The sequence below is a fragment of the Amycolatopsis sp. NPDC028719 genome (assembly GCF_055565395.1).
The window spans coordinates 97,943-111,234 of record NZ_JBVHUL010000004.1 but is presented as its reverse complement, the minus strand read 5'-3'; the positions used below and the strand labels follow the sequence as shown (position 1 = coordinate 111,234).

Below are 13,292 nucleotides of genomic sequence, written 5' to 3'. Positions count from 1 at the left end.
CGGTACAGCAGCCTGCGATCGGAGACGACATGGACGACTACGCCGAGAACGACCTCGACCACGCCGCGACCGCCGCGGCCCAGCGCTTCGACCTGGACCACGGGCAGGCGCGCGAATTGGTCGACCTGGTCGCCGACGCCTTCACCGAAGGCGGCGACGCCGTCGCGGACGCGGCGTGGGATGTGCAGGACCGCGAGCCCGGCGTGGCGGGTGAGGACTTCGTCGACGACGTCGCCGAGCATCTCGGCTACGACCTGCTCTGATGACGGGGGCACCCGACGACGGCGCCGCGAGGTACTTCGTGTTGCAGCGTAAAGGCGTCTTGTTTCCCGCGATCGCCGCGGCGGCGTACCGGCTCGTTCATTCGCCGGTGTGGAGCGGCCGGAGCCCGGTTGATCCGGCGCCGCTGCTCGCGACGCTGGAGGACGCCGCGGTGCAAGTGGCGTTCTTCAGCGACCAGGAGCTCAACGCCGCGTTGGAACGTCTCGTCGCCGCGGGGCACCAGCTCGTGGCCGGTACTCAGGCGATCCAAGCCCGCAGCCGGCCGAGCTTCGGCGGCGCAGTCGAAGAACCCGCACGACAAGAGGACGACGCTGCGCGCCGTGCCCTGGATCGGGCGATCACGGCGTTCGTCGAGACAGCACGCGCCGACTTGGGCATCGGCGGACCGTGGTCGCCGATTCACCCGATGCCCGACCTGCTCCCCTGAATCTCAGGCGTGGATCGGCGACCGCGGGCAGTCATGATGCCGGAGGTCGATCGATGGGCGTGTCAACGAGGTTGACCGTCTTGGAGATTCGCACGGGTGCATCAGCTGGTCCTCGCCAGTGCCCCGCGATCGGAGTCAGGCGGCGAAGCTGCCTTCCCGGACCGTAAGGCTGGTTGCGGATGAATGGTGCGACCGGGAACCGGACGCTGACCGTGCGACCGCTGGGCTCTCCCGGCTTTGCCGGGCTGCGTACGCGTTTGCGGCTCACGGAGACGACGCGGACCGGCGTGGCGTTGTGGCCGGCGTGCTCCGCGCGGACGCGTTGTGTGCGGGGGAGATGTTCTTCGGTTGTCTCGGCGAGTGTGTTGGGAGTGCAGAAGATCCACGCCGCGTGCACGGTTTGCAGCCATTCCAGGGTTGTCTTCGCGGCGGCGGTCCGCTGGGGGTCGACCGCGCGCACACCGGCTCCGGGGTCCGGCACTTCCGGGCGTCCGGCGCCCCATGGCATGTAGACCTCGTTGTCCCAGGTCACTTCCGCGGCTTGGGATCGAGCCATGACGTCGGCCTCCCGCAGGTTCGCTCCCGCGGCGCGCGCGAGGCGACGGAGGCCGGTGAAGTCCGTGGCGCTCCAGAACGTGACCCACAGGCCGCCGGTCGAGCTGGAAAGCAGGTCGGTCTCGCCCCACGACACCGCCACGATGTCGATGCGCACGCCGTCGTCGCGGATGTACTCGGTCATCGGTTCGGCGAACACCATGAACCCGGTCTGCGCCGGGAGGTCGTGCGGCTGGATGCCCCACTCGTCCTTGAGGCTCGGTGCTGCCTGCCGGATGAGTGTTGTGATGTCGGCTGTCACGTAGAACAGCTGCGCGTGGCGTAGCCGTTGCCACTCGTCTGCGAGCAGGAGGGCGGCGCCGAGTTCGGGGCTGGTGTCGGGACGGATCGTTCCGCGGCCCGCCCGTAGTGCTGCTGTCGTGAGGAGGTGCGCCGGCTCCGACTGCAGGTAGTCGGTGAGGTGCTGCGCAACGTCGCCAGCTGCCGCGGGGGAGGTGGTTCCCAGACGGGTGAATCGGGTGGTCGGCTCATCGGGTGTCCTCCACAAACCTTGTGTATGAAGTACTCGCGATTTACGCTAAGCAACTGTGAGTACTAAGTCAACAAGGTTTATGTGAAGGGGGATCACCGTGAACGAGCCGAAGCACCGAACATCCAGGACGAGTTCCAGTTCGCCGATCAACGCGGAATGCCACGCTTTGAAGATCGCGGTGGACGTCGCCGGGGCCTGGCACAAAGGCAGCGGTCCTGCGCGGCTCGAGGTGCCGTTGGGAGTGGTGGCCACCATCGCGATGGCCGGGATCAACGCACCGCGCCGCCAGGAACTCGCGCAGGTACTGCGAGAGCAGTCGCCCGAGGAATTCGTGGCCACGGCCCGCTACACCTGGGCGATCACACTCCAGTCGCGACCGGACCTGGCGGCCTGGGTGTATCCGATCTTGAACTGGCTGGTCGAGGACACCGACCAACGACTGCGTGCCCGGATCAAGCGGATAGCGGACGCGGCCCTGGACGCTCGCCAGCTCGACCTGACCGCAACCGAACGCCGCGACGCCGCTGATCTGCTCGGTCCGGTCCTCGGCGCGCTACGAGCACCGGCCAACGCCAAGGTCAACGCGCAGATGTACACCCCCGGCGATGTCGCTCGGGCTCTGACCGCGCTCGCGCTGGATGACGTCCGGCCCGGGCAGTCGTTCTGCGACGACACTGTCGGCACCGGAGGTCTCTTCCGGGTGGCCGCCGAGACCATTCGCGGCCGCGGGTTGGATCCCGCAGGCATGATCTGGCTGGGCGCCGACGTCGACGAACTCGCCGTCGCCGCGGCCGCGGTCAACAGCATGATCTGGCAGCTCGGACCCCGGATCGTCCTGTATGCCGGAGACATCCTCACCCAGCCGAACTGGCCTGCCGTCGCCGAGCGGCAGCGCGCCTGCCTCCTCGACCAGGTCGATGGGCTGCGCTGCAGCCGATGCCTTGGATTTCCTCAAGCGGCTGTGAGCTGACACGCCCGAAGGACCGAAGACACCGGTCCGCTGCGGCGACCTGCTAATTTCGCTCGGTGGAGCCCGCCGAACACAAGGTCGAGGACGGTCCGCCGGCCGAGCCGAGCACGACCTACCGCTACGTCGACATGGTCGAAATCGGCACCTGGTTCGGCATCGGACACCGCGCCGTCGCCAACTGGCGCACCCGTTATGCCGACACCCACCCGTTCCCGCAGCCGGACGTCGTCATCGGCCGCACGCCAGGCTGGTCGCGCGACCGCAAGGAGGAGATCGAGCGCTGGGCGGCGGGCAGACCAGGCTCCGGAGTAGGCGGCGGCCGCCCGCGCAAGGAACGACCTACTCGCGAAGAACCCGGCGCTTGAAGCTCTCGTATGACCACTCAGCGACTTGCCCCGGGGCCGGTCGGGTCGCGCTGAGGAAACAAGATCCGCTGTCTGCTTTGTGTTGACGACGCAAGCGCGCTTGTCATGGAAGCCGGTTCCCTTGGAGAGGCGGCCGGAAGTCTCCGGCCCCAAGAATCGGCCCGAAGGGACTTTCTGTGTCGAGTGCGTACGAGGTCGATCGGCGAAGGCTGCTGCAGACCTTCGGTCTGACTGCGGCGGCGTCGGCCGCAGCGATGGCGGCAGCGGATCCGGTGCTGGGCGCTACGTTCGGCCACGACGAAGCGGTCGGCTTCCGCCCCGAGGAGTACACGCCGCCAACTGGGCTGGCGAAGGACAGCCCCGCCAAGACCGCCGCCCTCACCTGGATCACCCAGAATGCCCGCGAGGTCACCAACCTCGGCGACCGGATATGGGCTAACGCCGAACTTTCCTTGCGAGAGTGGAACTCGTCGCTGGCCGCCGCAGAGCTGCTGGCGAAGCACGGATTCTCGATTCGATGGGGCGCAGGTGGATTCCCGGCTGCCTTCGTGGCGACCACCGGCTCTGGAGGGCCGGTGCTGGGCTTCAACGCCGAATACGACGCCCTGCCGGGGTTGTCCCAGCGGGCCGGAGCGAGCGCGCACGATCCGCTGGTCTACAACTACGACGCCTATGGGCCCACCTACGGCCCCGGACACGGTGACGCGCACAACGCGCTCGGCGCGGGGTCGATCGGTGCGGCGATCGCTGTCAGCGAGGCGGTCCGCGCGGCCGGGCTGAAAGCCACGGTGAAGGTGTTCGGCTCGACCGGTGAGGAGCAGCTCGTCGGGAAGCCTTTCATGGTGAAGGCCGGAATCTTCGACGGTCTGGACGCCTATCTGGACTGGCATCCGTTCGGCGCGAACCTGGCGTTTTGGAACACCACGAGCGCGCTGGCGTCTGCGACGTTCACGTTCCTCGGCGCAGCCGGCCACGGCGCGACCCCGCTGGGGAACGAGAGCGGGCTGGACGGCGCACTTCTGCTGGCGACGATGTCGGAGTACCTGCGGGAAAAGAACGTCGCCCCCTCGGGGTCGCTTTCACTACGCAGTGATCAACGAGGGTGGTGCGCCCAACGTCACGCCTGACATGGCGTCGATCTGGTTCTTTGTCCGCGAGGGCACCCCGGCTCGAGTGCATGCCCTGTATGGCAAGATCGTCGAGAGTGCCAAAGCGGCAGCTCAAGCGAGTCAGACCAAGCTGGTGCATAGGTTTCACGCGGGAACCTGGAACTCGCTCGGCAACAAGGCCGGCGCCGAGGTCGTCTACGACAACATGGTGAAGATCGGCCCGCCCGTTTCACCGACGCGGACCAAGCGTTCGCCAAGGCTGTTCAACGCTCCCTCGGGAAGCCCGAAACCGGTGTCGCGACCACCATCGTGCCACTGGCCCCACCCCCGCCCGTTTTCGGCGGCGGGGTATCGACCGACAGTGCCGACGTGAGCTGGCACGTACCGACCCTCACCGCGCTTGCGGCGACCTTCCCCGCAGGCCTGCCGAACCACAACTGGGCGGTGACCGCCGCGGCCGCGACGAATATCGGCCACCAGGGCATGCTAGCCGCCGCCCGCTACCTCGCGGCGACGGCGATCGATCTGATTACGTCACCCGAACTACTCGAGGGGATCAAGGCCAAGTTCCGACAGCGGACTGCAGGGGTTACCTGGCAGAGCATGGTCCCGGACGGCACACAGCCACCGATGTACCAGCCGCCGGCGGACTTCCTCACGAAGACGGGCCAGCAATGGCCGCCGAAGGGCATCACCTGGCCAGTACCCCCTCTGGTGGCTGCCGAGCAACTCGGCTCGGTGGGTCCGGATCTGCCGCCGGTGACCTGATCCCCAGAACGGTGGGGGTGCTGCCGGTGCAGTATCCCACCGTTCAGTCCGCGCGGTAGTTGTCCCGGCCCCGGCATGGAGTGAATTCACGCCACTGGCGAGACAAGACGGGTTCGACTGTCGCGATAGCCGCGCCCGCCTCGACGCTGCCAGCGGTGCGTGCGGCACCACGCAAGAGTTGAACCGCTGTTTACAGGAGTACAACTGGTTCGAACGGGCGTCAGGTCGCCGTGGGCCAGGCTAAGGGCGGGTGGCGAGCCGAGGGAACAGCGCCTCCGCGGCCGCGCGGTCGATGTCGGGGAAGAGTTCGGCGCCCGGGCCGTCGTAGTCGGTGAGGCACCGGTCGAACAGCTCTCGGCCCTCCTTGAATGCAAACGGGAAGTCGCTGCCGTAGAGGACGTGGCCGGGTTTGGCGAAGGCGAACAGCGAGGGGAGTGCGGTCGGTGAGGCGGACAGAGCCGTGTCGAAGTAGAAACTACGCAGCCCGGCCATGATGCTTTCCGGGGTGGTGCCCGGGTTGACGAGTGCGGCACCAGCGAACCGCTGTGCGGCGAAAGGCAGGAAGCCGCCGGCGTGCGACAGGATGATCCGCAGGCCGGGGTGCCGGTCGAACACGCCGTGGGTCACGAGGTGAAGTGCCGTGCGGGTGGTGTCGAACGGGAAGTCCAGCAGGGGGCTGGGCAGGCCGTCCAGGCGCGGGATCGGCGGTTCGGCCGGGTGTACGAAGACCACGGTGTCGCGGGCGGCCAGTTCCGTCCACAGTGGTTCGTACGCCGGGTGTCCGAGGTAGTGGCCGTGGGCGTTGGACAGCAGGACGACGCCGTCGGCGTGCAGTTCGTCCAGGGCTCGCACGGCCTCGGCTACCGCGCCGTCGAAGTCCGGTAGCGGAAGCACGGCGAAGTGCCCGAAGCGGTCAGGAGCGTTCCTGGCCAGTTCCGCCTGGAAGTCGTTGATCTCGCGGGCCAGCGCACGGGCTGCGGCGTCGTCGCCGAAGTGGACGCCGGGCGCGCTGATGGACAGCACCCCGGTGGCGATCCCCGCTTCGTCCATCATCGCGAGCGCGTCGTCCGGGGTCCACTGAGGTGTGGGCCAGCCGCCCGCGGTCTGGCCGCTGGTCTCGAGCGCTTCCCGGTACCGAGCGGGAACCAGGTGCTGGTGGACGTCGATGCGGTCACTCATTTTATCTAGGCTCCTAATAGATAGGTAGCTAACTATTGCTTTGCTAGACTAGCTCGCATGACGACGGGGAGCAAGCGACCTGAGGCGACGGAGGTCGACGAGCTGGTGCAGGCGGCCGAGGCTGTGTTCTTCGCGATGCGGAGGGCTCGATCGGCGGGCGCGGACCGGGACGCCGGGTTGTCGCTGCCGCAGGTCACGATGCTCGAGCCGCTGGTGAGTGAGCCGGAGCTGCCGGTCGGCCGGCTCGCCGCGGCCGCTGACGTGTCCATCCCGACGGCGACCCGGATGCTTCAGCAGCTGGAAGGCGCCGGCGTGGTGGTGCGCCGACGGTCGCCCGAAGACGAGCGCAAGGTTCTGGTGACGTTGACGCCGGAGGGTCACGAGCGACTCGCCCGGCTCCTGGCCCGGCGGCGTGAACGCCAGGAGGAAGCGTTCGACGTGTTTTCCCCCGCGGAGCGTAAACAGCTCATCGGGCTGCTCCGCAGGCTCGTGCCGGTGATCGACCGCATCAGCTGAAGGCGTGGGCGAGTCGGACAGTCTCGCATGATTGTTGCTGCTTGCCGATTTTGCTGTGTACCCTCGTCCCGCCGTGGCGGTGCGGCGCTACGGACGGGCTCCGGCGGTGACAGGTCGAAGTCAAGCTGGATGGCGGGATGCGTTGCTGGCTGGACATTTTGTGCCCACGTTCTTCCCGGGCTGTGAGCTGAGGTGGAGATGGTCGCCGGCATCAGCGTCGAGACCGACACGTGCGATCCGGACGAGGCTGTCCGAAAGATCACCCCGATCTACTGCCCTCATCGACTTACCCTTGGTGAGGGTCTGAAGGCTTTCCGGGCGCGTCATGCCGTGGGTGGCACGAGTGAACTCGGTGTGCACTACCTGTCCTATGGAGCGGGCGTCACGGTGCTCGATCCGGTTCCGTTCGACGACTTCGTTCTCGTCTCGCGCCCGATTCGTGGACGGTTCGCTGTCGGGTCCGAAGACGGGGAACGGACGTTGTCGCCGGGCGACGCCGTGGCGCTGGACTCACACACCGCGTACCGCATGCGCTGGCAGGACGATTGCATGCTGCTGACTCTGCGCCTGGCACGCGAAGAATTCGAGACCAGTGCGGCAGAGATCAACGGTGCGCCCGGGCCTGCCGAGCTCCGCTTTCCCTTGGATTACCTCCCCTCGGCGACAGGGCTGGCGGCTCTTGACCAAGTGACCCGTTTCCTCACCCGCGATGCGCTGCCCAGCGGGCTCCTGGCCTCGGCTCCGCTGGTGCGCGGGCAGCTGATCCGAGTGGTGGCGGCGTGCGTCCTCGAGGCGTACGCGTCCGTCGCAGGCACCACCGAGCCGAGGACGGTCGGCGACGTCAGGCCGGGGGCTGTCCGCCGCGCGATCGCGTACATCGAGGACGCAGCGGCCGAGGACATCCGGATCGCCGACATCGCCGATGCCGCGCGGCTGAGCGCCCGCGCACTCCAGGAGGCGTTCCGCAGGCACGTGGGCACGACCCCCATGGCATACCTGAGGTCCGTCCGTCTCGCCCGGGCACACACCGACCTGAGGCAGGCGGCAGTGGGGGAAGGTGTCACCGTCGCATCCGTCGCGCACCGCTGGGGGTTTGGCAATCTGGGCAGGTTTGCAGCCGAGTACCGGCGGGAGTTCGGTCGGTCTCCGAGCGAGGTGTTGAGAACCTCTCGCTGACGACGATCGCCATGGCCGCGCTTTTCGGCCAGCGGCCGCGCCGGCCGGGTAGACCCCTGCTGACCACGTACCTAGCTTTGCTGTTCAGCTCTTAGAAAGCAGGTACCCATGTCAGTCTTCGTTCTCGTACACGGTTCCTGGCACGACGGTGCGCACTGGGCCACTGTCGTGGAGCGGCTCGAGGAACTCGGCCACACTGCTCACGCGCCCACCTTGGCGGGTCACGGGAAGGATGTCCCCAAGGACGTCAGTCACGACGATTGTGTCGCCTCTGTCGTGGACTACGTCGTTCAGTGCGAACTGACCGACGTGGTCCTGTTGGGACACAGCTTCGGCGGAACGGTGATCGCCCGCGTCGCCGAAGAGATTCCTGACCGCCTTCGCCGGCTCATCTTCTGGAACGCGTTCGTGCCGCGACCCGGTAAGGCCATGTTCGAAGACTTGCCCCCGCACTACCAGGAGATGTTTTCCACCCTCGCGGCGGCTTCGGCTGACAACACGGTCACGTTGCCGTTCGCGATCTGGCGGGAGGCGTTCATCCAGGACGCAGATCTCGAGCTGGCACGGCGCACCTACGAGTCGCTCTCCTCGGAGCCCCTCCGGCCGTTGACGGACCGGATGGACTTCTCGCGCTTCGACAAGCTTGAGATCGCGAAGTCGTACCTCAACGGCACTGAGGACACGGCTCTGCCGTTCGGTGAGTGGGGGTGGCATCCCCGGATGTCCGGCCGGCTCGGCCTACACCGCTTCGTGCAGATGCCCGGGAGCCATGAGGTCATCTTCAGCAACCCGCGAAGCCTTGCCGAGAAGATCGTCGAGGCCGGTCGTGACTGAACCGTGTCACAACGGCTGACCTCCGCGTCGGTGGGGTCGGCACGCCGCCCCACCGACGTCGGATTGTTCGTCGCGACCGGGAGTATGTCCGTCCGGGTATGGCGGAGACTCGGATCGGCATTGGACGGACATAGCTCCACCAGCGACGATAGGCGGAACATCGCCGCTGGTCATGGGGGGTGACGCGGCCGAACCGAGGAGGACGTCCTGTGGGAACACCACGTAGCACGTATGCGCCCAGTGACCCCCAGGCTCTGAAGTTCCGCAAGGCGTTGCGGCACTTCCCGAGCGGCGTTTCCGTCGTAACCGTCGTCGATGGGGACGGCGTTCACGGGATGACGGCGAGCTCGTTCGCCTCCGTGTCGCTGGACCCGGCATTGTGCGCGGTGAGCGTGAACAAGCCGGGGCGCATGCACGAGCTGCTGCGGGGGACCGACGGCCTCTTCGGACTGAGCATCATGGGCCAGGACCAAGGTGCGATCGCCGACTTCTACGCCCGGCAGCCGTGGAGCGTGGCGCTCGACGTCGGGATGGACTGGCAGCACGGTTGCCCCACCGTCGGCGGCGCCCTCGCGTGGTTCGTGTGCCGCAAGTGGGCTGCCTACGACGGTGGCGATCACACGATCTTCGTCGGTGAATCACTCGAGTACGGATCCACCGCCCGCGAGGACCTCCTGCCCCTTGTCTGGCACAAATCGCAGTACCACGACCTCGGTGAGCAGCTGGTCAGGCCGGGTTACCCGAACCGGAGCTGAGTCCACGGTTGACTTCGCCCGCTTCGGTGACGAGCTTGTCGATCAAGGCTTGTGCCGATGGGGTGGGTGTACGGGACGCGGGAAGTGTGATGCCGACGCTGTGGCCGATGGGTTCGAGCGACAGCGGCAGACGCACGATCCCGGGATCTTCCTCGGTGATCAGCCGCGGCAGAGCGACCACCATGTCGGTGTCGCGCAGCAGCTGGCGCACGGTGAGGAACGACGTCGCCTCGACCCGGTCGACCGGCATCGGGACGTCGTTGCTGTGGAAGAAGTCCTCCAGCTCCCGGCGCAACGCCGTTTCCGGGCCGGGCAGGATCCACGGGTAGCCGGCGAGCGTCGCTAGATCCACGACCTCCTCGCCGGCGAGCGGATGCGACTCTCGCACCACCAGCACCACCGACTCGTCGTAGAGCTTCCGCCGGAGAAAACCCTCGTCGGAAATCTGGGTCAGCCGCCCGACGATCAGGTCGAGGCGCCCCGCGCTGAGCTCGACCACCAGTGACTCGGGCGTGCCGTCGCGAACGGCCACGGTCAGGCGTGGTCGCTCGGCTTTCAGCGCGGCTATCGCCCGCGGCAGCAGCACGTTCGAGCCGAACAGGTGGGTGCCGACGACGACGGTGCCGCGTTCGGCGCCTGCGAGCTCGGCCACGTGGCGGGCGGCCTGGCGGGTCTGCGCGAGGATCGCGCGCGCGTGCTCGGTGAACGCCTCGCCGTAGACGGTCGGTGTGAGACCCCGCGGGCCGCGTTCGAACAGCTCGATCTCGAGGATCTCCTCCAGCTCGCGCAGGCCACGCGTGGCTACCGGCTGCGTTACGTGCAGCTCGGCGGCCGCGCCGACGATCGTGCCGCGCCGTGCGATCGCGTCGAGCAGCACGAGGTGCCGGAACTTCATCCGGCCGTCCAACAGCCGCGGCGGCTCGGTCGATGCCATTCGGCCTCCTGTACTCCGAACAGCAGCATAGCCATATGAACATATCAACTCAACGTATTGGCATTTGTCAGGCATAGCTACAGGTAGAGACGATAGGACAGACCCAGCCGGGGACCGGGAAGGCGGACATGAATGACATCGCGGTGCTCAAGAGCTTCGTCGGCGGGCAGTTCACCGCCGGCGCGGGCGACCTGTTCGACAACGTCAGCCCAGTCGACGGGACTGTCGTCGCCCGGGTCGAGGAAGCCGACCAAGCGGTGGTCGACCGGGCTGTCCGTGCCGGCCGCATGGCGCTCGACGGAGCCTGGGGTCGTACTTCGGACGCGGATCGTGTCGCCGTGCTGCGCCGGATCGCCGACCGCATCGACGAGCGGTTTGATGACCTGCTCGCCGCCGAGGTCGCCGACACCGGCAAGCCTCTCGATCTTGCCCGCCGCCTCGACGTGTCCCGTGCGGCGGCGAACTTCCGCGCCGCCGCCGACACCCTCGCCGGGGCCGGCCTCGATTCGTTCCTCTCCGAGGGCCCAGCCGGACGCGCGTTGAACTACGCGATCCGCAAGCCGCTCGGCGTCGTCGGGGTGATCGTGCCGTGGAACCTTCCGCTGCTACTCCTGACCTGGAAGGTCGCGCCCGCTCTCGCTGCCGGGAACGCGGTCGTGGTCAAGCCGTCCGAGGAGACGCCGTCGAGTGCGACGCTCCTCGCCGAGATCATCACCGAGGCCGGGGCGCCCGACGGCGTTTACAACGTCATCCACGGTTTTGGCCCTGGTTCCGCGGGGGAGTTCCTCACAGGTCATCCCGGAATCGACGCCGTCACCTTCACCGGGGAGTCCCGCACGGGTTCGGCGATCATGCAGGCGGTGGCGCCGCGTGTGCTGCCGGTGTCCTTCGAGCTCGGAGGCAAGAACGCGGCCGTGGTGTTCGACGACGCCGACCTCGGCGAAGCAGTGGACGGCCTCGCGCGTTCGACCTTCACGAACACCGGCCAAATCTGCCTGTGCACTGAGCGGATCTACGTGCAGCGCGGGGTGTTCGACGAGGTGGCCGCCGGACTGGCCGAACGTGCTGACGCCCTGCGATTCGGGAAGCCCGACGACCCGGCTACGACGACGGGACCGTTGATCTCCCGACAGCACCGGCAGAAGGTGCTTTCGCACTACGAGCTGGCGGAGCAAGAGGGTGCGAAGCTCATCGCGGGGGGCGGCATCCCCGACCTCGGACCCGAGCTCGAAGGCGGCGCATGGGTGCGCCCTGCGCTGTGGACCGGATTGGACAACTCACACCGGACGCTACGGGAAGAGATCTTCGGACCGGTCGCGGCGCTGGTGCCGTTCGACACGGAGGACGAGGCGATCCGGCTGGCCAACGACAGCGACTACGGCCTGGCCGGCGCCGTGTGGACGACGAACCTCGAACGCGGCCACCGGGTCGCAGGCGCACTGCGTGTCGGCGTGTCGTGGGTGAACACCTGGTACCTGCGCGACCTGCGCTCACCATTCGGCGGCATCGGGCTTTCGGGCATCGGTCGTGAGGGCGGAGTGCACTCGCTGCACTTCTATACAGAGCCCACCAACGTCTGCGTGGCGCTGTGAACGCGGGGATCGACATGGCGGTCGAGCGCCTGGCATGGGCGAGGGCGCGCCGGCTCGATAGCGCGACGTCGTACGACGGTGAGGCGACGACATGACCCTGATCGACGACTTCGCGGCACGGCTCGACGAAGCCGCGCGGAGCCGGACGCCCTGCGCGCAACTCTCGACTGACTGCGACGTCTCGCTCGAGGACGCTTATGCCGTGCAGCGAGCGCTGGTCGAGCTGCGGCTCGGACGAGGTGAGCGCGACTTCGGTGTGAAGCTGGGCTTCACCAGCAGGGCAAAGGCAGCTCAGATGGGTGTCGGCGACGTGATCATCGGACGGCTCACGTCGGGGATGGTGCTGGCCGACGGCGGCGAGCTCGACCTCGGCGCGTTCGTCCACCCCCGGGCCGAACCCGAGATCGCGTTCCGGCTCGGCCGCGACATCGCGGAGGGGGAAATCCCGGGAGCGGAGGCCGTCGAGGCCGTTGCACCGGCGATCGAGATCATCGATTCGCGCTACCGCGACTTCCGGTTCTCCCTTGCCGACGTCGTCGCCGACAACACGTCCGCGGCCGCTGTCGTTTTGGGGCCATGGCGTCCGCTCGACGTCGACCTGGGCAACCGAAGTGTGCTCCTGGAGGTCGACGGCCGGCTCGCGCAGACAGGCTCGACCGCCGCGATTCTCGGTGATCCGCTGCGGGCGCTGCCCGCGGCCGCGCGGATGGCGCACCAGTACGGCATCCCTCTGCCCGCCGGGACCGTGCTGCTCGCCGGAGCGGCGACGGCTGCCGTAGCCCTGCAAGCGGGCACACAGGTGAGAGCCACCGTATCCGGCCTGGGGCGGGCGTGGTTTTCCGTCGCCGATCAGGGAGGCAGTGATGACTGAAGCTGTGACCGTCGAGGGGAAAGCGACACCGCGGGGCCGGTTCCCGCACGGGAAACGGGCGGGTGACTTCGTGTTCGTGTCCGGCACAAGTAGCCGCCGGCCGGACAACACGTTCGCCGGTGCAGAGGTTGACGAGTTCGGCACGACCGCCCTCGACATCCGCGCGCAGACCGCTGCCGTTCTCGACAACATCGGCGACATCCTCGGCTCGGCCGGGGCGACCCTCGCGGATGTCGTCCAGGTCACCAGCTTCCTGGTGAACATGAACGACTTCGGCGGCTACAACGAAGTCTACGGGCGCTACTTCGAGGAAACGGGCCCGGCGCGCACCACCGTCGCCGTGCACCAGCTGCCGCACCCGCACCTGCTCATCGAAATCCAGGCCGTCGCGTACGTGCCTCGTCAAACCACCGGAGGGAACTGATCG

The 13,292-nt window shown here is 67.7% G+C and carries 17 protein-coding genes; 14 read left to right on the top strand and 3 right to left on the bottom strand.

Annotated elements, in window-relative coordinates; translation table 11 throughout:
• Window positions 1-29: 29 nt before the first annotated feature.
• Both ACZ4TR_RS18990 and ACZ4TR_RS18985 read left to right on the top strand, forming a co-directional pair.
• Window positions 30-263 (top strand): hypothetical protein, encoded by a 234-nt coding sequence (locus ACZ4TR_RS18990; protein WP_465288244.1) that lies wholly within the window; start codon window positions 30-32, stop codon window positions 261-263.
• Window positions 263-709 carry a hypothetical protein gene (locus ACZ4TR_RS18985; RefSeq protein ID WP_465288243.1) on the top strand — a complete coding sequence of 149 codons (447 nt, stop codon included), beginning with the start codon at window positions 263-265 and terminating at the stop codon, window positions 707-709. The genes ACZ4TR_RS18990 and ACZ4TR_RS18985 overlap by 1 nt, the downstream gene beginning before the upstream one ends.
• Window positions 710-740: 31 nt before the next feature.
• Here the strand turns inward: ACZ4TR_RS18985 and ACZ4TR_RS18980 are convergent, their stop codons facing one another.
• Window positions 741-1,811 carry a hypothetical protein gene (locus ACZ4TR_RS18980; protein ID WP_465288242.1) on the bottom strand — a complete coding sequence of 357 codons (1,071 nt, stop codon included), beginning with the start codon at window positions 1,809-1,811 and terminating at the stop codon, window positions 741-743.
• Window positions 1,812-1,893: 82 nt separating this feature from the next.
• Here ACZ4TR_RS18980 and ACZ4TR_RS18975 point away from each other — a divergent pair, with 82 nt between their 5' ends.
• From ACZ4TR_RS18975 to ACZ4TR_RS18955, 5 genes are all read left to right on the top strand, one after another.
• Entirely contained in the window at window positions 1,894-2,766 is an 873-nt protein-coding gene (locus ACZ4TR_RS18975) for an N-6 DNA methylase (protein ID WP_465288241.1), read from the top strand.
• A 56-nt stretch (window positions 2,767-2,822) separates the two neighbouring features.
• Window positions 2,823-3,131 carry a hypothetical protein gene (locus ACZ4TR_RS18970; protein WP_465288240.1) on the top strand — a complete coding sequence of 103 codons (309 nt, stop codon included), beginning with the start codon at window positions 2,823-2,825 and terminating at the stop codon, window positions 3,129-3,131.
• A gap of 176 nt (window positions 3,132-3,307) precedes the next feature.
• Window positions 3,308-4,258: a zinc-binding metallopeptidase family protein gene (locus ACZ4TR_RS18965; RefSeq protein ID WP_465288239.1), complete on the top strand. Its 951-nt coding sequence runs from the start codon at window positions 3,308-3,310 to the stop codon at window positions 4,256-4,258.
• Window positions 4,221-4,613: a hypothetical protein gene (locus ACZ4TR_RS18960; RefSeq protein ID WP_465288238.1), complete on the top strand. Its 393-nt coding sequence runs from the start codon at window positions 4,221-4,223 to the stop codon at window positions 4,611-4,613. The genes ACZ4TR_RS18965 and ACZ4TR_RS18960 overlap by 38 nt, the downstream gene beginning before the upstream one ends.
• A complete protein-coding gene (locus tag ACZ4TR_RS18955; protein ID WP_465288237.1) occupies window positions 4,610-5,008 on the top strand; it encodes a hypothetical protein in 399 nt (132 codons plus the stop codon). The genes ACZ4TR_RS18960 and ACZ4TR_RS18955 overlap by 4 nt, the downstream gene beginning before the upstream one ends.
• 240 nt (window positions 5,009-5,248) lie before the next feature.
• Here ACZ4TR_RS18955 and ACZ4TR_RS18950 read toward each other — a convergent pair whose 3' ends face one another.
• Window positions 5,249-6,187 carry an amidohydrolase family protein gene (locus ACZ4TR_RS18950; RefSeq protein WP_465288236.1) on the bottom strand — a complete coding sequence of 313 codons (939 nt, stop codon included), beginning with the start codon at window positions 6,185-6,187 and terminating at the stop codon, window positions 5,249-5,251.
• Between the two features lie 57 nt (window positions 6,188-6,244).
• Between ACZ4TR_RS18950 and ACZ4TR_RS18945 the strand changes: the two genes are divergently transcribed.
• The 4 genes from ACZ4TR_RS18945 (at window position 6,245) to ACZ4TR_RS18930 (ending at window position 9,468) form a co-directional block, all read left to right on the top strand.
• Window positions 6,245-6,703: a MarR family winged helix-turn-helix transcriptional regulator gene (locus ACZ4TR_RS18945; RefSeq protein ID WP_465288235.1), complete on the top strand. Its 459-nt coding sequence runs from the start codon at window positions 6,245-6,247 to the stop codon at window positions 6,701-6,703.
• Window positions 6,704-6,901: 198 nt separating this feature from the next.
• The gene (locus ACZ4TR_RS18940; RefSeq protein ID WP_465288950.1) at window positions 6,902-7,879 is read left to right on the top strand and encodes an AraC family transcriptional regulator; all 978 of its coding nucleotides are present in this window, start codon (window positions 6,902-6,904) and stop codon (window positions 7,877-7,879) included.
• A gap of 108 nt (window positions 7,880-7,987) precedes the next feature.
• Window positions 7,988-8,713 carry an alpha/beta fold hydrolase gene (locus ACZ4TR_RS18935; RefSeq protein ID WP_465288234.1) on the top strand — a complete coding sequence of 242 codons (726 nt, stop codon included), beginning with the start codon at window positions 7,988-7,990 and terminating at the stop codon, window positions 8,711-8,713.
• 209 nt (window positions 8,714-8,922) lie between these two features.
• The gene (locus tag ACZ4TR_RS18930; protein WP_465288233.1) at window positions 8,923-9,468 is read left to right on the top strand and encodes a flavin reductase family protein; all 546 of its coding nucleotides are present in this window, start codon (window positions 8,923-8,925) and stop codon (window positions 9,466-9,468) included.
• On the opposite strand, the gene ACZ4TR_RS18925 is transcribed toward ACZ4TR_RS18930, so the two are convergent.
• Window positions 9,440-10,402, bottom strand: coding sequence for a LysR substrate-binding domain-containing protein (locus ACZ4TR_RS18925; RefSeq protein WP_465288232.1), 963 nt, complete (start codon window positions 10,400-10,402; stop codon window positions 9,440-9,442). The two genes, ACZ4TR_RS18930 and ACZ4TR_RS18925, sit on opposite strands and share 29 nt — an antisense overlap.
• 128 nt (window positions 10,403-10,530) lie before the next feature.
• Here ACZ4TR_RS18925 and ACZ4TR_RS18920 point away from each other — a divergent pair, with 128 nt between their 5' ends.
• From ACZ4TR_RS18920 to ACZ4TR_RS18910, 3 genes are all read left to right on the top strand, one after another.
• Window positions 10,531-11,994 (top strand): 2-hydroxymuconic semialdehyde dehydrogenase, encoded by a 1,464-nt coding sequence (locus ACZ4TR_RS18920; RefSeq protein ID WP_465288231.1) that lies wholly within the window; start codon window positions 10,531-10,533, stop codon window positions 11,992-11,994.
• A gap of 91 nt (window positions 11,995-12,085) precedes the next feature.
• Window positions 12,086-12,865, top strand: a complete 780-nt coding sequence (locus ACZ4TR_RS18915) for a 2-keto-4-pentenoate hydratase (RefSeq protein ID WP_465288230.1) — start codon at window positions 12,086-12,088, stop codon at window positions 12,863-12,865.
• A complete protein-coding gene (locus ACZ4TR_RS18910) occupies window positions 12,858-13,289 on the top strand; it encodes a RidA family protein (protein WP_465288229.1) in 432 nt (143 codons plus the stop codon). Before ACZ4TR_RS18915 ends, ACZ4TR_RS18910 begins: the two co-directional genes overlap by 8 nt.
• Window positions 13,290-13,292 lie beyond the last annotated feature (3 nt).